Source organism: Oxalobacter paraformigenes (assembly GCF_000158475.2).
Lineage (GTDB): Bacteria > Pseudomonadota > Gammaproteobacteria > Burkholderiales > Burkholderiaceae_D > Oxalobacter > Oxalobacter paraformigenes.
In genome coordinates this window covers 526,287-543,496 of the sequence record NZ_KI392031.1, presented here as the reverse complement: position 1 = coordinate 543,496, position 17,210 = coordinate 526,287, and the positions used below count along the sequence as shown (strand labels likewise).

Here is a 17,210-nt window from a genome sequence, read left to right as displayed (position 1 = left end):
CAATCCCATGCAAGACCGCATCGAATGGGGGAAGACCGCTTCCCCCTACCCGGCCCGGCTCCAAAAAGACGGCCTCTGCGACGGGGCCAGTGACGAAAACGGCGACTTTTCCCGGCCGGATCCGGGCGCGTCCGGATCGGCCAAACCCCCGCGGGCTGCACGTAATGCCCTGCCGTTCGGGCAAACACAGGCCTTGACGCCCCCTTCATCACCGAAAACGCCGGCCGCCTCCCCGCCGGCACAGAGCGGTTTTACGCCGGCTATTTCCGGTACCCGCGCCCTCAAACCACCGTACCCGTCCGGTCTGGCCGCCGGTTTGCAGGCAACGGCCGATACGCTCGGCACAGAACACGATCCGGACAATCAGGCGTCTTCCCGCCTGTTTCAGGCCGGACAGCATAAAGCCGTCGCGTCCTCTCTGGAAGAAGAACACGATTTCGCCAATGCGCCCTCGGTGCGTCTCATGCAGGCCGCGCGGCACGATGTGCCGGAGAAGACCTTTGACATGGCGTTCAATCCGGACAGGCAGCCGGGGGCATTGCTCTGGCGGCAGATGCGGGAAAGCGCGTCACCCGTGTCGGGTATGGAAGCGGTCGCCCGCGTCAACAGCGAGTTATCCCGTTTGCACCAGTGGGAACAGGAAAAGGGGCCCGATTATGCGCGGCCGTTTTTCAAGTCGCTTCGCCAGTCGTTTCTGAATGGCATGAGGCCCAATCATGAGGCGACCGTTTTCGAGCGGGCCAGCGAGCGCCCCGACCGGTTTGCCCGAACGCCTCCGCTTGACAAGGCGCAGTCGGACGCCCGCTATCTGGCGGACTGGGAAAAGCGGCTGGAAGACACGTATCAGAAAGAACGGCAGGACTTTTCATATCCGGACAAGACGGCCCAGCAGATTCACGAAATGAAAGAAAAGATGAGCGCCTTGTCGGGTTCGGTGGTGGAACCGGCTATCCTGATTGCCGTGTCGCGCAGGCTGCCGGGCAGCACCATTTACTGGACGGCGCATGAATGGAACCGTCTGGCCGGACAGATTCACCGGCAAGTCCTGGATAAAACCGGAAACGACTTGCTGGCCCAGTCCATTGCGGCCGGAGCGATCGCGGCGATGACAGAGCGTTTTGTGCCGGGGGGGCTTTTCCCCAGCCGTTACGCGCCCAATTTCGGCGAGATCGCCGCGACGGTTTCTTCCGTTCTGGACGGGCTTTTGGCCGGCTATGTCGGTGAGGAAGTCGCTGAATGGGAGGCGAAAAAGCTGATCGACGATTCGCCAAACCAACAATAATCCGGCTTCAAACCGGACCGGATTCCGTTTCTTCACGTCGTTGCCGCGCTTCGGCGGCGTCGGCCTTTCTTTCCCATTCGCGGGCGAGCGGCTTGTTGACCGGCTGGCCCAGCCAGCCCTTGTCATAAATGACCGCCAGCTTGCGCATGGCTTTGACTGTCCCCTGATCGGCGCTTTTCCGGTACCAGTAAAGCGCCTTGCCGGGGTTTTCCGAGGTGACGCGGCCGGTACGGTACAATTCGGCCAGATTGAACTGGGCACGGGCATTGCCCAATTCGGCCGCCTTTTTGTAAAGCATGAACGCCAGAACCCTGTCCCGTTCGCCGCCCAGCCCTTCATAAAAGAAAACCCCCAGATTGACTATTGCAGAGGCATGGCCTTGTGCGGCAGCCCGGGCATACCAGAACCGGGCCTGTTCGTAATCTTGCCTTATACCTAATCCATAATGAAAATAGTAACCCAGATTGTACTGGGCTTCCTCATCGTTCTTTTTGCCCGCTTTAAGATACCATTCAAAGGCTTTTTTATAATCTTTAGGTAAACCTTTACCGGAGCCATACATCGTTCCAATGCGATACTCTGCCTTGGCTGAACCCTGCTCAACAGCTTTTCGGTGCCATTCCAGTGCTCTTGCATAATCCTGTTTAACGCCCAATCCGTAAAAATACATTCGTCCCAACGTGGTTTGCACTTGCGGATTTTTCCGTGCGTCCGGTCTGGTCAAATAAGTCAACGCCTGTGAATACTGTTTATTTTTATAGAACATCAAGCCTTTTGAAACATTGTCCGCATTTGCGACCGTCATCAATACTGCCAGAAAAAGAAAAGCAGAATAAACAAGACATTTGACTGTTTTACTCGACATATAAAACGAGGTAGGCATTTTCAATGGTCATTAAAAAATGGGAATAGTTAGTCAATCATAACAAATCCGTTATCCGTCAGTGAGGAATACCGTATTCATTTTCCAATTCATCATGACTCCCACATTCTTCCACTAAACCGGAAACGACTTGCTGGCCCAGTCCATTGCGGCCGGAGCGATCGCGGCGATGACAGAGCGTTTTGTGCCGGGGGGGGGGGGCTTTTCCCCAGCCGTTACGCGCCCAATTTCGGCGAGATCGCCGCGACGGTTTCTTCCGTTCTGGACGGGCTTTTGGCCGGCTATGTCGGTGAGGAAGTCGCTAAATGGGAGGGGGAATGGCTAAAACAGAATTATCCAAAACAAGACCAAAACAACCATTATTAGCTCTTCAAAAATTCATATTTATTTGGTAATGTGGATAAACGAAAGAAAAAGGGGATGCTATTTTTGAAGAATTTTCATTTTTTATTAAAAAAGCACCGATTTTTTATCGTTGTTTTTTTCCTGTCCGTTTTGCCTTTTTTTCGTCTTTCATACGCTGATAATGCCTCAACCGGTCTTCAGTATTATCAAGACAGGCAATTTGAGAAAGCATGGCAATACTTTTCCAAACCCGATGCACAACGCAACTCCAGAGTTCAACGGAATATAGCTTACATGTATCTGAAAGGGATCGTTGTGCCCAAAGATTCGGAAAAAGCGCTGTACTGGTTTCTCAAATCGGCCAAACAGGGTAATGCACAGGCCATGTTCGATATCGGAGTCATGTATGGAAATGGGCAGGGCATTACCCAGAATTATCAAACAGCGCGACAGTGGCACCTGAAATCAGCCAGCAAAGGATATGCAAACGCTCAATACTATTTGGGCCTCCTTTATGCGCAAGGCGATGGTGTAGAGCAAAGCTATGAACAAGCCCGATTCTGGTATGCCCGCGCTGCCGCACAAGGCCATGCCTCTGCGATAGTCAATCTGGGCAATTTGTTTTATGAAGGGCTGGGTGGCGAACAGGACAGGGTTCTGGCGTTCATGCTCTGCAAAAAGGCGGCCGAACTGGGTGACGCCTATGCCCAGTTCAATCTGGCCGAATTGTACCGCACCGGCCGCGTCACCTCGGAAAACCCCGGCAAGGCGCTTTACTGGTACCGGAAAAGCGCCGATCAGGGGACAGTCAAAGCCATGCGCAAGCTGGCGACGATCCATGACAGGGGCTGGCTGGGCCAGCCCGTCAACAAGCCGCTCGCCCGCGAATGGGAAAGAAAGGCTGATGCCGCCGAAGCACGGCAACGACGCGAGGAAATGGAGCCTTAGGCCTGTTTTTTCTGGCAGATAGGCTGCCTGAACAGGCCGTTTGAAAACACACGAGGCACTGACCGATAACAGATGACAGAATTTTTCCATTGCAAAAACTGTTTTTTCTGAAAAAGTCGTCAGTCAAACGTTTGAAAGGGCAATACTTCTCTTGTCAGAAAGCGTTTTCAAAAGCGGGAACAGGATTTGTCCATAGCTCTTCTCTGACCGGATCGGAAGGCGATTCAACGGCAAAACAGGGAAGATGGCATTGACCTGTAGATCAGCTACCTATCCTGTTCTACTGTACTCTGCCTTGCTGGCAAGCAGAGGAACACACGATATCGGGTTCCGGCTGGCCGATTATGACGAATTGGCTGGACTGCGCAAACATCCGTGGCCGGATGATTACTTCAATCAGTAACATCCCTGAAATGCATAAGGCGTTTGACGAACTCCACATGCCGCCGGTTGAGCTTGCTTATACCGTTGACGGCTCAACCCGACCGGAGAAATCCAGTGAGTTGATGGGTCAGTATCCGGATTTTACGGTGTGCGATTTTGTTTCAGACTGTGCACGTGAAACTGATACGTCGTTTAACCCGCAAGAAAGCGGATTTGTCTCGTCCCATTTCAAGCAATACCCCGCCAAACCAACAATAATGCGGCTTCAAACCGGACCGGATTCCGTTTCTTCACGTCGTTGCCGCGCTTCGGCGGCATCAGCCTTTCTTTCCCATTCGCGGGCGAGCGGCTTGTTGACCGGCTGGCCCAGCCAGCCCCTGTCATGGATCGTCGCCAGCTTGCGCATGGCTTTGACTGTGCCCTGATCGGCGCTTTTCCGGTACCAGTAAAGCGCCTTGCCGGAGTTTTCCGAGGTGACGCGGCCGGTGCGGTACAATTCGGCCAGATTGAACTGGGCATAGGCGTCACCCAGTTCGGCCGCCTTTTTGCAGAGCATGAACGCCAGAACCCTGTCCTGTTCGCCATCGCAACCTTTATAAAATAAATTGCCCAGGTTTATCATGGCGGAAACATCGCCTTGTGCCATGGCTTTTTCGTACCATTCTCTGGCTTGTGAGCAATCTTGCGCAACGCCCAGACCTTTTTCATAAAGATACCCGATATTGGTTCCAGCTTCAGCATGACCGCGTTGAGTTGCAATCAAATACCATTCTTTAGCTTTTCTGTAGTCCTGTTTCACCCCTTTTCCGTTTTGATACATGACTCCGATATCAAAAGGTGCTTCCGCATTTCCCTGTTTTGACGATTTGACAAACCATTCCATTGCCTTTGAACTGTTTTTTTTAACGGCAAGGCCATTAAGGTACATATAACCCAATTTGCGTTGTACCACCGGATCTCCTGATGTAGAAGATTCTTTGAAACAGGCAAGTGCTTTACCATATTGATAATTTTTATAATAGTTCAGGCATTTTGGATTTTCATGTGCATAAGAAGGCAACATAAAAGAAATCACTAACCCACAAAAAAGATAAGTGAGCTTATGGATTCTTTTATTTAATAAATGCAGGAAAAAAAGCACGGTTCATTAAAGAAGGGTTTTTCCAAATCTCTTCATATAATAACAAACCTGAAAACGGATTTGCTATTAAAAATATTTATAAAAATCAGCGTTTGCTTGTGTTAATTTTGCTTAACTGTTCCCCCTCCCATTTAGCGACTTCCTCACCGACATAGCCGGCCAAAAGCCCGTCCAGAACGGAAGAAACCGTCGCGGCGATCCCGCCGAAGCCGGGGGCCTGGCTTCCGGGGACCCCTTGGGGTACAACAATCGCCGAAGCTGACCTGTCCGGCAAAAACGCCCGGCCTTTGCGGGAAGGGAAAACAGGAAATCGTCCTGCGCTGACGCGAAACCGGAGATTTCCATAACGCAGGAAAACCGCTTCCGGGTCTGCCGTCATTTTCCGGACAGGTAACCGGAAAACAGCCAACAGGACGACAAGCGGCAAGCGACGTCACAGTGGCGTCAGTACAGAAAAAAACACAGACAGAAAATCAGGAAGGAACCGGGAACAAACCGTTGCAGAGCCCGGTCAGGGCAGGAAACGGAGAAAAAGAAAAAACGGCTTTTGCCGAACCCGCATCGCTCGCGATGCGGGCCGAACTCAAAAAGCCGGATCAGGCACGACTGGTATTCGCGTCCATATCATAGCTGGCATGATGGGTATTCAATGCCTGGAACATCTCCGCGTCATACGCGTTGCCCAGCGCATAAGGCAGCGGATTGAATTCCGCCTTTTGCTGCGTGCCATATACGCCGCCCAGAATAACACCGATCGCCATAAAACAGACGAAAACCGAAGCCATGAATGCCCCGACTGCTTGAGATTTGGTTTGAGTAGACATTATAAGTACCTTGATTTTTTGAAAATTCTCTCTCCTCCATTTTTTGAAACTAACGCTCCTTTAAGGTTTAATGTTGAACTCAATGCCGCCATATTGTTTTCACCGGAGAGGATGCGTGAAGGCAGCGGGATACGTTTTAAAACAACTCCAGTTCACCGGCAAGAAAGTTTTTTATACCTGTTTGTTCAGCTTTTTTTTATTGCCCTGTTTTCCCGGCGGTGACGACGCCCGCCAGAGCGCGGGCATCCCCTTAATTTGTCTGGAACTTTCGTTTTCCCGCCGTCCGCTCTTCCCACTGCCGTCTCTTCGGAACGCGGCCTCACAATCGCCTGCCCTGTCCCCGGAAAACAACGTCCCGGATGGAAAAAAGACGGCCATCCCGCTTTCCGCCGGCTGGCATGACCCTTGAAAACCGGCTCCCGACCTGGCCGTCGGAAAGGGAAAACGGCAGCGAACCGCCCAAATGGCACGCTTGCCGAACGCGGAAAAAACCGGCGGCGCAATCCGCTTGCCAGACGGATACGGCCGCAAAACCCCATCCGCATACCGCCAAAGCGGGCGGAAAGGAAAAAAACAGCCGGACAAACGGCCGAGAGGCGAAAAGAAAACGGGAAGCGGCGGCAAAGAAGAAAAAACGGAAAAACAGGCAACGCGTTTGCCCAAAAGAAAACGCGGCTCTGGCGAAGCCGCGTATGGGGTTTTCGATCGGTTCCGGTTTCCGGAGAAACCGTCCATCAAGTCCCCGCATGTTTATTTTAGTCCAGCCCCCGCCCTTTTTACAAGCTTTTTTCCACCCGGTTTCCGGAAAAAGGCCGGGAACATTTTCCTCCCCTTCCCGCAAAGGGAAAAGCGCTCCGGCGGAAACGGACAGAAACGGCACACCAGACCAGTTCCCCCTCGACCTTTTCCGGAAACACCCGGAAATTTTCCATTTTCCAACATTCTTCATAAATTCCTACCTTATACATAGGAAATGGGTATAATACGGCAAAACAGGTAAAATCATGCCTGTAGACAATCCAGACCTTCACGTTACAATCTGCCTGATAAAGTAAACAATGAAGATTTCGACCAAAGGACGATACGCGCTGCGCTTCATGATCGACCTGGTGCAATATGGCAACGGCAACTATATCTCGCTGAAAGACGTCATTGCACGGCAACACATTTCCCCCAAATATCTGGAACAGATCGCGACCGCGCTCGGCAAAGCCGGCCTGATCCAAAGCGTCCGCGGGCCGCAAGGCGGCTACAAACTCTCCCGCCAGCCGGAAAGTTATACGATCGGCGACATTCTCCGGCCCATCGAAGGCAATCTCGCCTGTGTGGCCTGTCTGGAAACGACGCCGAACGAATGCCCCCAATACGCCAACTGCACAGCCGTCCGCTTCTGGGAAGGCCTTCATCATGTCGTCTTGAACTACCTTAACTCGACAAACCTGAAAGAGCTCGCGGACATGCGCGGCATGGGAACCTGCCCCGACATGAATGAATCCGGCAGGCAACTGCCCATCTGCTTTTGAAAGCCGCGACAGACATATCCTTTAACCGAGCGAAGAAAGAAAAACCATGACCCGACATTTTCCGGCTCCCTCCATTCGGGACGCCGCCCGATGTGAACCCGTTCCGGAAAACCGGCCCCTTCTGCCGGTACGGCAAATGCCGTTTTTTCCTGTCCGCGCATCCCTTTTCTGCCGTTGCCGCTTTCCGCTTTCCCGAATGTGAAGCGGCCGGCCCATGCGCGGCCATTTTCCCGTTTTTCATGCTGTCAACGATTTCACTGATTATCAAGGAGCTACCATGCCAAACATCGCCAAAAGCGCCACCGACCTGATCGGCAACACCCCCCTGCTCGAACTGTCCCGCTATGCCGCCAAAAACTCGCTCGACACCCCTATTTTGGCGAAGCTGGAATACTTCAATCCGGCCGGCAGCGTCAAGGACCGCGTCGCCAAAGCCATGATCGACGCGGCCGAAGCCGAAGGCAAGCTCGTGCCCGGCTCGACAATCATCGAACCGACCTCCGGCAATACCGGCATCGGCCTGGCCGCTGTTGCCGCCGCCCGCGGCTACCGCATCATCATCACCATGCCCGACACCATGAGCGTCGAACGCCAGAAACTGATCCGCGGCTACGGCGCCGACCTCGTGTTGACCGAAGGCGCCAAAGGCATGAAAGGCGCGATTGAAAAAGCGCAGGAACTGGCCGAATCCATCCCCGGCAGCTTCGTTCCCCTGCAATTCGACAATCCCGCCAACCCGGCTGCCCACAAGGCGACGACCGGCCCGGAAATCTGGCGGGATACGGATGGAAAAGTCGATATTTTCGTTGCCGGCGTCGGCACCGGCGGCACCCTGACCGGAACCGGCGCTTTCCTGAAAGAAAAAAATCCCGCCGTCAAAGTCGTCGCCGTCGAACCGGCTTCCTCGCCTGTCCTTTCCGGCGGCCAGAGCGGCCCCCACAAGATACAGGGCATCGGCGCGGGCTTCATCCCCGGCGTACTGGACACCGCCGTTTATGACGAAGTCCTGCCGGTACCGAACGAAGCGGCCTTTGCCGCCGCGCAACAGCTGGCCCACACCGAAGGCGTACTGGTCGGCATCTCGTCCGGCGCGGCGCTCTGGGCGGCGACCGAACTGGCCAGACGCCCGGAAAACCGGGGCAAGACCATTGTGGCGCTTTTGGCCGACAATGGCGAGCGTTACCTTTCAACGGCCCTGTTTCCCGACGCGTGACGGAAACCTGACCCATCAGGACAACGAAAAAGAGACGATCAATGGAACTGGAAACCCTCTGTATCCATGCGGGGAAAGCGGACACCGACAAAAGCGGCGCCCTCTCGACCCCGATCTACCAGACCGCGACTTTCGCCCATCCGGCACTGGGCAAAAGCACCGGCTACGATTACACCCGCGACACCAACCCGACGCGCGACGCGCTGGAAGCGACCATGACAGAACTCGAAGGCGGCGCGGCCGCGCTGGCCTTCACCTCCGGCATGGCCGCCGCCACCGCCCTGATGGAACTGTTCTCGCCGGGCGACCACATCGTCGCCTCCGACGACCTGTACGGCGGCACCTGGCGTCTCTTTTCCCGCATCTCGATGAAAAACGGCCTGACTTTCGACTGGGCCGACACTTCCGACCCCGCCAAAGTCGAAGCCCTGTTGCGGCCCGAAACGAAGGCGATCTTCATCGAAACGCCGACCAACCCGTTAATGCACGTCACCGATATCCGGGCGATCGCCCGCATCGCGCGAAAAAACCATATCCTCCTGATCGTCGATAACACCTTTCTGTCGCCGGTCTTCCAGCGGCCGATCGAACTCGGCGCGGATATCGTTTTGCACAGCGCGACCAAATATCTCGCCGGACACAACGACACCGTCGCCGGCATACTCGTCTGCGACTCGGAAATCGTCGCCGAAAAACTCAAATTCATCCGGCTGACCACCGGCGCGGCATTGGCGCCCTTCGACAGCTGGCTCGTCTCCCGCGGTCTCAAAACCCTGGCCGTCCGCCTGAAAAAACAGGAAGAAACCGCCCGGCAGATCGCCCACTGGCTCGCGGCCTGCCCGAAAGTCGGCAAGGTGCACTATCCGGGCCTGCCCGGCCACAAGGGACATGACACATCCCTCAGACAGGCCACCGGCTTCGGCGGCATGATTTCCTTTGAGGTCACGGAAGCGGCCGGCGGCGAAAAACTGGTACGCCGCATCCTCGAACGCGTCAGACTCATCCGGTTCGCCGAAAGCCTTGGCGGCACCGAAACCCTGATTACCTACCCGGCCACGCAAACGCACGCCGCCATTCCGGAAGCCGAACGCAACGCCCGCGGCATCACCAACCGCTTGCTGCGCCTCTCGGTCGGGCTGGAAAACGCTGGCGACCTGATCGCCGATCTGGCGCAGGCCATGGACATGGATATCCCGTCCGCCTGCCCCTCCTCCAGTTGTCCGGACCCTTACCACTTCGATGAAATCATCGACCGCACCGGCACCGGATCGCTCAAATTCGACTTCGCCAAAGCGCGCGGCAAACCGGAAAACGTCATCCCGATGTGGGTCGCCGACATGGATTTCCGCTGTCCCCCGGCTGTGACCGCCGCCCTCCGGAACATGGCCGAACACGCCATTTACGGTTATACGGAACCCAAACCCGGCTACTTTTCCGCCCTGCAAGGCTGGTTCGCCCGGCGGCACCACTGGAACGTGAAAGAAGAATGGCTCGTCAAAACCCCGGGCGTCGTTTTCGCCATTTGCGCCGCCATCCGCGCCCTGACCGGAGAAGGCGACGCCATCCTGATCCAGCCGCCGGTCTATTACCCCTTTGCCGCTTCCATCCGCGACAACCGGCGCAAAGTCGTCAACAACGAACTCATCCTGCGGGAGGGCCGCTACACCGTCGATTTCGCGGACTTCGAACGCAAAATCGTCGAAAACAGGGTACGGCTCTTCATCCTCTGCAACCCGCACAACCCGGTCGGCCGCGTCTGGACGAAAAAAGAACTGACGGCAATGGCCGACATCTGCCATGCCCACAAGGTCACCGTCATTTCCGACGAAATCCATGCCGATTTCACCTTCCCGGGCCATACTTATACCCCGTTCGGCACGCTGGGCGACCCATACCTTCAGGAAGCCATCGTCTGCACCGCGCCCAGCAAAACCTTCAACCTCGCCGGCTTGCAAGTCTCCAACATCTTCATCGCCAATGAAGCGATCCGCCGCCAGTTCCAGCGTGAAATCGACGCCACCGGCTACAGCCAGATGAACACCGCCGGCCTCGTCGCCGCGCAGGCTGCCTACGAAGACGGCGAAAAATGGCTGAACGCTCTTTTGGCCTATCTCTCCGGCAATCTGGCGATCCTGCGCCAATTCGTTGCCGAACGCCTGCCGGGCGTTGACCTGATCGAACCGGAAGGCACCTACCTTCCCTGGCTCGACTTTTCCGGTACCGGCCTGATGGGCAAGAAACTGGACGACTTCATCGTGAACGAAGCGGGTCTGTGGCTGGACGACGGCGAAATCTTCGGCCCCGGTGGAAAAGGATTCGCCCGCATCAACATCGCCTGCCCGGCCGCCAGGCTGAAACAGGCGCTAAAACAGCTTGAGACCGCGCTGAAAAAACGGAAACACCGCTAGGGTTTTTCATGCCGGCCATCCCCTTTTTTCCGGAGGTTCCCCCGTTCCTCCGGAAACATCCGGGGCATGGTTTCCCCTTTCATCGCCCGCCACATCGCCGTTTTCACCAAGCACCCCGGAAAAAGCCTGACCGCACCATACCTTCCCCGGCCATTCCCGCTTTTTCCTTTCCATTTTTACCGCCACAGGAAACCGGACATCCCGAACGGCCCTCCCGTGTTTCCCTTTTTTACCTGCCGGCCCGTTTATCCCCGTTTTCTGTGGACAACTCCGTGTATTTCCCGTTTTTTCCTTTCCTTTTCAATCCCTTTTCCCCTCTGCCTGTTTGACTGGCATCCCCCGCCGCTTCTTCTCCGCTTTTTCCGGTTTTCCCGTTTGCATTCTTTCGTTTCTTTTCCCTTCTCTTTGCCCGCTACTGCCCAAACAAAAACCCCCGCCTTTTTTTAAAAGACAGGGGAAAGGGAAAAGCCCGCTTTCTCCGTCAGACGGGAAAGCGCTTTCGGGTCCATCAGAAGCTGTAACGGATGCCTCCGCTGACCTGATAGGTGGTTCTGACCGGGCTGCCGGCGGTCGTTTCCACTTCGCCATAGGCCGCAAGGCTCTTGTTGATGTTCCAGGTGCCGCCCAGCGCGAATTCTCCCCAGGTGCCGCCCATTTCTTCGGTATAGCTCCGGCTGATGTTTCCTTTGCCAACTCGTGTCTTCGCGTCTCCTTCCCAGTCATGCAGGACGCTGGCCTTGATGTAGGCACTTCCCTTCTTTTCCGGACTGACCCAGCCCGCTGCCAGGCCCAGTCGCCCTACTGCCGTGTCGATTCCTTCCTGTTTGACGTCGGTTCCCGCGCCGGTTCGGTAGTTGACGCCGTTCAGGTGACCGAGCATGAGTTCGGCCTGCGGTTCGAGGTAGTAGGGGGTACCGCCTATGCCGACTCTCCATCCGTATTCGACGCTGGCGGAAGTTCCCCAGGTATCGTAGCTTCCCGATACGCCGGTTCCGCTTGTGTTGTGCAGGTCGAAGTCGGTTTCCAGTTTGTGCCGTTTGACGATCACGTCGATGTACTGGCCGTCGTCGTTTATCCACCCTCCGTATATTCCGAAGTTCCAGTTCTTGTCGTCGGTCGTGCCGTTATGGAGTTTGCCGTCTCCATCGGTGTAGCTGGCGGTTCCGCCGACATAGAAGTTGCCGATCCGTTTGTCGCCTCCGATTTGCAGGGTCTGGTAGGTGTTGTGGATGCTTTTGTATTCGCTTTGGCCCGCAATGGCTCTGGCCCAGGCTCCGTCGGCTTGCGGCATCGTGCGCAAATCGCCCATGCGTCTGGATACGTCGTTTGTCTGCGCACGGAAGCTTAAAAAGTTCATCGCGCCGATTTTTTGCAGGCTGTCGGTGACCGTGTTTTTGGCTTCCGATACACGGGTAATATTGCCCGATGCATCGGTTTTGACTTCCATTTTTCCGATAACCGAACCTTCTTCAGTGGCATACGTGACAGCCTTGTCGCCGCTTTCCACTTCGGCTATGGCCGCCAGCTTTCCAGCCGCTTCCGCTGCGCTGCTTCCACCGAGTTCATCCACGCCCCGGCTATCGAGCAGGACGGTCAGCCCTCCCTCTTTTTTCCCGATTTTCAACTGGCCTTCCGTTGCGCTGCCCGTATTATAGGTGGTCATGCTTCCCTGTTCTGTTTTCAGTTCCCCCACCTGTATCTGCGCATCGACATGGTTGTTGATGAGGGCATGATCGCCTGTGATGGTGTTCAGGTTATTTTTCATCCCGCCGACATTCCATGTCGAATCCGCCAGCTCAATGGAAACGCCGCCAACTCCTGAAGTACCGTTATCCCTGATTTCGCCATGAGTCTCCACAATGGCGCCGGAACGGGCAACAAGGTTTATCCTCTGATGATTAAAACTTTCCCCTGCCTCATAGCTGTTGACACTTTGAATATCCCCGTTGACAGTCATCCTGCCACCGTCAGCAGTCAAGGTCAGTGATGATCCCGGATACGTTTCACCATCCGTATTGGAAAGCGCTGAACCAATCCCGCCATTAATGGTCAGGCTCTTTCGGGTGGTGATACTGACGTTTGAACCGGCTGTCGAATTTAATACAAACGCATTTGCATCATTTTCACCGGTCGCATTGTTTACCGTGCTGAAAGTCGCCGTATCGGCTTTGATATCTACCGTTGCCCCATTATAAGCAAACAGGGCAAGATTCCGTGCAGCGGGTGAATCTTCATATGAAGAAACCACCTCAAGCTTATCCGCATCAAGTTCCAGAGTGCCGCCAGAAGCATGAAGGGTAATATCGTTCGTATAAAGGCCCAATTGACCGCTGCCGTCTGCCTTTCGCGCCCTGATCGTGAGTTTCGTATCTTTTTGCGCGTTTATTGCAGCCCCTTTTGAATAAATCCGGGTTTGTTCCGATTCAACATACAGTGTGCCTTTATTGGCTGCCGAGACACCATACCTGGCCGGGTTATCGAATGCGCCAATATTGACGGTCTTGCTGTAAACCTGACTGGTCGCCTTCTGCCATTCGTTTCCGTCGTACTTCCCGTACACTATCCAGGCGTAATTCGCGCCGGATTTCTCATGGGTCAGAATATTCAGGGTGTCTATGGATGCGCCTGACTGACCTATATTCAGTTGCGTGCCGTTAATGACATTACCGGTATTCGCTTTAAAAGTCAGATCCCTGAAGTTCAAAAAACGGACCGGATTGTTCACACTACCGATAACCCCGCCGACACCTCTTGTATCCCCTTCCGTGGAAAACACCGCGGACTGATTTTGCCCATCGAATGAAAGAGCCTCATCCGTTTTGCTTCCGGCATCACCAATCAGGCCAGCATATAAATCCGGTGATTTTTTGATGAGGGTTACGTCTCCGGAAAAATGAATGGCATTCGCTTCTTCCTGTGTCGTTATCCCCTTGCCTGAAACAAGGTATTCCCCATCAACCCATGAAACCGCCGCGACCGCTTCCCCGGCCATCCCCGTCATCGCCAGCGCCGTGATGGCTACCGTTGCTTTTAGCGGATGCATCCCCCGGTTTTCCGCCGTCTCCCCGCATACCCCATTCATCTCGCTTGTCCTGCCAAACAACACCCTGAATATCCGGTTCATTTCTCCCCCAACCTGATTGACACCGCAAATGTCTGTTAATAACCGTTAACGGATGTTTGGAATTCAGTAACAATATGATTTAAATGGGGTTTTTATTTTCCATTCTGATAAATGCCGTCAATCAGTCCGGAAAAAAAGGAAAGGGGAAATCCGCGGTCTTCCGGTTTTTTCCCTTGTTTTTGATAAACTTGGCGCTGTGGTTCACGGTATGGGTGGCATGAGAAATAAATCCGTTAACGGTTATTGCCGGACATTGACCGTTCCCGAACGGTGTATCGCCTGCACAACACCGGTCATACGCCGGCCAGTCATGAGACCTTCCGCCTGCATGGCGATACATGAAAGCGCCGGTCTTCCACCCGTTTCCCGCTGACGGTACGATGTGCTTCCCGTTCCTTTCCGCCCAACCGGAAAACGGCTGTGTTTGCCTGAAACCGATTCTGCCTGACACGGGAACCTGTCCTGTACACCCTTTCGTTTATCGGGAACAGCCCTGCCCTGTGGCGATTTCACCTGAACAGAAGCGGACATGCAGACAGAACACCCCCTTTACGGGCAGTCCCTCACTCCTCATCCTGCTGTTCCACAATCCGCATCCGTTCTTCCAGAAACGTGCCGAAATCGCATTTGAAGCGCACCTGCTTGCGTTTCAGGTTGGCGAAAAGACGCCCCAGTGTCTCATCGGTGATTTTAAAAGGCAGCTTGCCCTTTTTGTAAGCGGGAAAACAGGCCACCCTGTAAAGCGGCAAATAAATCCCGGACGGCAGCGGTTCGGAAAAATGGTGGTGTTCCTCGCAGACCGCCTGCCATTTCATCAACGTCCGCCGATCCATATGCAGCGCGAGAAAATCCTCGAAATTCATGCGGGAAAAAAGAAAATCGGGCACCGTATCGGGCTTGTTCTCATAGAGCTTTTTCTGGCTGTGCAGATAAATGTCCCGATCCACCCAGATCACGATCTCGGCGTCTTTCAGTTCGCGGCGAACGTCGCGGTACCGGTTCACCGCCGCCTTGTAAACACCGCTGCCGATCACCCTGGCGGCAAAGGCGAGCCGGATTTTGTGTTCGCGGAAAAAACGGTTTATCTCCTGCAAATAAACATATTCCGAAGCGCCCTCGCAAATGACGACCACCGTCTCGGTCAGCGGTTTGCGTTTCTTTTTGCCCATTGTTTCAGATATAAGGAAAGGGAATGCCTGAAAAACGGCCGGTCAGATACTGTTTCCTGAAATTCGCGATATTGCCGACATGGCGGAAATCCGAAATCCGGGTCATCACCGAACCGTCCCGCAAGGTCTTGCTGACGATCCCCACCTCCGACACGCGCAAGAGATTCGCGTCCAGGATATCGGTATTGTGCGCCGTGAAAACAAGCTGCGCTCCCCGGTCGTTGTACCGCCTGTCCTTGAAAAGGCGCACCATCTCGATCAGCAAAAGCGGATGAAGCGAGCGATCCAGCTCATCGACCGCCACCACCCCGCCGCTTTCCAGCGCCGCCAGAAAAACGCCCAGAAGTCCCGCCACGATCTGCGTGCCGCTCGACTCTTCCGTCATGAAATCGAACTCGACCTCCTTGCCTTCGGCATCCTGATGAAACGAGCGGATACGGTCGGTATTTAACACGATATTCTCGCCTTCCTTCTCGAAACTCGTCAGGCAAGTCAGAAACTCGGGATCGACATCCAGATAATTCCGCGCGCGCGCGTCGCGGTCGAGCCGCATGCGTTTGCGGTTCAGTTCCATCCGGTTGATCTGGATATCCAGACTTTCCAGCAATTCCGTAATCCGTCCAAACGCGTTCCTTAACGGGTCGGGATCGTCCGCCTTTTCCAGCACGCCAGCCAGCCTATCCACGCCGCGCGAAATATGAATGCTGTTTTCGCTTAACACCACGATCCCGTCATTGAAAAAATCATAAACCGCCGTCACCAGCGGATTCAATCCCGGATAACGCTTGCCGATCACCGACAGAAACGACGCCGTCTGCTTGCCCTGCGGCGTACTGCACTCGACCCGGAAAATCTCTTCCAGCCGCGCGGCCGGATAGGCGGGCGTCGCCACCGGATCGACATAATGGCGTTCCGCTTCCAGCGCAAAAAGCACCGTATTGTCCAGCATCAGCGATTCCTTCAGGAATTCGTCCCGGTCATACTCGATGGCATAGACAAAACGTTTGCCGTCACGGACAAACGAGGCCTCAAACATCGTCGGGCGTAAACCGGGATGCAGCTTGTTGGGATGGAACTTGCCCTCTACACCGGAAACCGCGCATTCCCTGAACGTCCCCAGCGCCATCAGGACATTCGATTTGCCCGAAGCGTTCGAGCCGTACAGGGCCAGCGCCGGCACCAGCCGCCCGTTCTTTTGGGACCCGATGAAAAAAACGGTATCCGACTCCCGGAACCCGGCCGGCGCCTTTTTTTCCGCAAAGGAAAAATTGACCGTCATATCGAGAATGGAGCGGAAATTGCGAATCGAAAACGAAGACAGCACACAAGCCTCCTTTCAGAAAACGGAATGGCCAAAAGCCGTCCGCAAACCCCTGCGATCCGGTCAGTATACCCGATGAAAACCGTTCCGGCGTCATTCCCTCCCGTCCCGCGCCGGCAATCGCGCCCTGCCACAGCGGTCATGACAGGAACGCGGCAGTTGCCGCCTCCCGGATTTGCCGTTTTTTTTGAGGCCGGGAAAAAATCCGCCGCAAAAATCCGCCCGGCGAAAGAAGCTTCCCCGAACGGGGAAACCCGCAAAAAATGATGTTGTGCGGAAAAGACGAAACCCGCCATCCGGTCAAGGTCTGTTAATACTCATTAACAGACCCATCCACTCTTTCCATTTCGACAAGAGAACAGCGTAAGTCTATCAAATTTCAGGGAAAAACAGACGAAAACGGAAAACCGTCCGCGGGCGACACCGTTGCCCGCCTTCTTCACGCCAAGGCAACTTAACAAAAAAACCGATAAAAATCATGCGGTTAAAAAAAGCCAAAAATACAGAAATGAGTATTAGCAGAACAAAAAAAGAAAAACCCTCAGTTGCATGCGAAAAAAAGGAATGGGAGAAGCGGAAAACAAAAACGGGGAAGAGGCAAACGGAAAAACGGCAGGCGTCCCGCCCCCGGAAAACAGCGCCGTA

The 17,210-nt window shown here is 54.7% G+C and carries 12 protein-coding genes; 6 read left to right on the top strand and 6 right to left on the bottom strand.

All coding sequences use genetic code 11. The annotated features are described in order from the left end of the window. Positions 1–7 precede the first annotated feature (7 nt). On the top strand, positions 8–1,282 hold the full coding sequence (locus OFAG_RS06065) for a hypothetical protein (RefSeq protein WP_147617686.1): 1,275 nt from the start codon (positions 8–10) through the stop codon (positions 1,280–1,282). Positions 1,283–1,289: 7 nt separating this feature from the next. On the opposite strand, the gene OFAG_RS06060 is transcribed toward OFAG_RS06065, so the two are convergent. Continuing rightward, complete coding sequence (locus tag OFAG_RS06060; protein WP_051347004.1) at positions 1,290–2,147, bottom strand: tetratricopeptide repeat protein; 858 nt, start codon at positions 2,145–2,147, stop codon at positions 1,290–1,292. A 438-nt stretch (positions 2,148–2,585) separates the two neighbouring features. Here OFAG_RS06060 and OFAG_RS06055 point away from each other — a divergent pair, with 438 nt between their 5' ends. Together OFAG_RS06055 and OFAG_RS13750 are read left to right on the top strand one after the other, a co-directional pair. Then, a complete protein-coding gene (locus OFAG_RS06055) occupies positions 2,586–3,458 on the top strand; it encodes a tetratricopeptide repeat protein (protein ID WP_005877259.1) in 873 nt (290 codons plus the stop codon). A 244-nt stretch (positions 3,459–3,702) separates the two neighbouring features. Then, positions 3,703–3,861: a hypothetical protein gene (locus tag OFAG_RS13750; RefSeq protein WP_155979185.1), complete on the top strand. Its 159-nt coding sequence runs from the start codon at positions 3,703–3,705 to the stop codon at positions 3,859–3,861. A 246-nt stretch (positions 3,862–4,107) separates the two neighbouring features. Here the strand turns inward: OFAG_RS13750 and OFAG_RS06050 are convergent, their stop codons facing one another. Then, positions 4,108–4,794, bottom strand: a complete 687-nt coding sequence (locus OFAG_RS06050) for a tetratricopeptide repeat protein (RefSeq protein ID WP_231371675.1) — start codon at positions 4,792–4,794, stop codon at positions 4,108–4,110. A 785-nt stretch (positions 4,795–5,579) separates the two neighbouring features. After that, the gene (locus OFAG_RS12800) at positions 5,580–5,807 is read right to left on the bottom strand and encodes a hypothetical protein (RefSeq protein ID WP_005877265.1); all 228 of its coding nucleotides are present in this window, start codon (positions 5,805–5,807) and stop codon (positions 5,580–5,582) included. Positions 5,808–6,865: 1,058 nt separating this feature from the next. On the opposite strand from OFAG_RS12800, the gene OFAG_RS06025 reads away from it, so the two are divergent. The 3 genes from OFAG_RS06025 to OFAG_RS14445 all read left to right on the top strand — a co-directional run bounded on the left by OFAG_RS06025 (position 6,866) and on the right by OFAG_RS14445 (position 10,951). Then, positions 6,866–7,330: an RrF2 family transcriptional regulator gene (locus tag OFAG_RS06025; protein ID WP_005877270.1), complete on the top strand. Its 465-nt coding sequence runs from the start codon at positions 6,866–6,868 to the stop codon at positions 7,328–7,330. Positions 7,331–7,607: 277 nt separating this feature from the next. Next, the gene (gene cysK / locus OFAG_RS06015; protein WP_020994944.1) at positions 7,608–8,543 is read left to right on the top strand and encodes a cysteine synthase A; all 936 of its coding nucleotides are present in this window, start codon (positions 7,608–7,610) and stop codon (positions 8,541–8,543) included. Positions 8,544–8,584: 41 nt separating this feature from the next. After that, on the top strand, positions 8,585–10,951 hold the full coding sequence (locus tag OFAG_RS14445; RefSeq protein ID WP_020994943.1) for a PatB family C-S lyase: 2,367 nt from the start codon (positions 8,585–8,587) through the stop codon (positions 10,949–10,951). 508 nt (positions 10,952–11,459) lie between these two features. On the opposite strand, the gene OFAG_RS14295 is transcribed toward OFAG_RS14445, so the two are convergent. From OFAG_RS14295 to OFAG_RS05980, 3 genes are all read right to left on the bottom strand, one after another. Next, a complete protein-coding gene (locus tag OFAG_RS14295) occupies positions 11,460–13,994 on the bottom strand; it encodes an autotransporter outer membrane beta-barrel domain-containing protein (RefSeq protein ID WP_231371674.1) in 2,535 nt (844 codons plus the stop codon). A gap of 644 nt (positions 13,995–14,638) precedes the next feature. Continuing rightward, entirely contained in the window at positions 14,639–15,244 is a 606-nt protein-coding gene (locus OFAG_RS05985) for a hypothetical protein (protein ID WP_005877281.1), read from the bottom strand. A 4-nt stretch (positions 15,245–15,248) separates the two neighbouring features. Next, positions 15,249–16,568, bottom strand: a complete 1,320-nt coding sequence (locus OFAG_RS05980; RefSeq protein ID WP_005877282.1) for an AAA family ATPase — start codon at positions 16,566–16,568, stop codon at positions 15,249–15,251. Between the last annotated feature and the right edge of the window lie 642 nt (positions 16,569–17,210).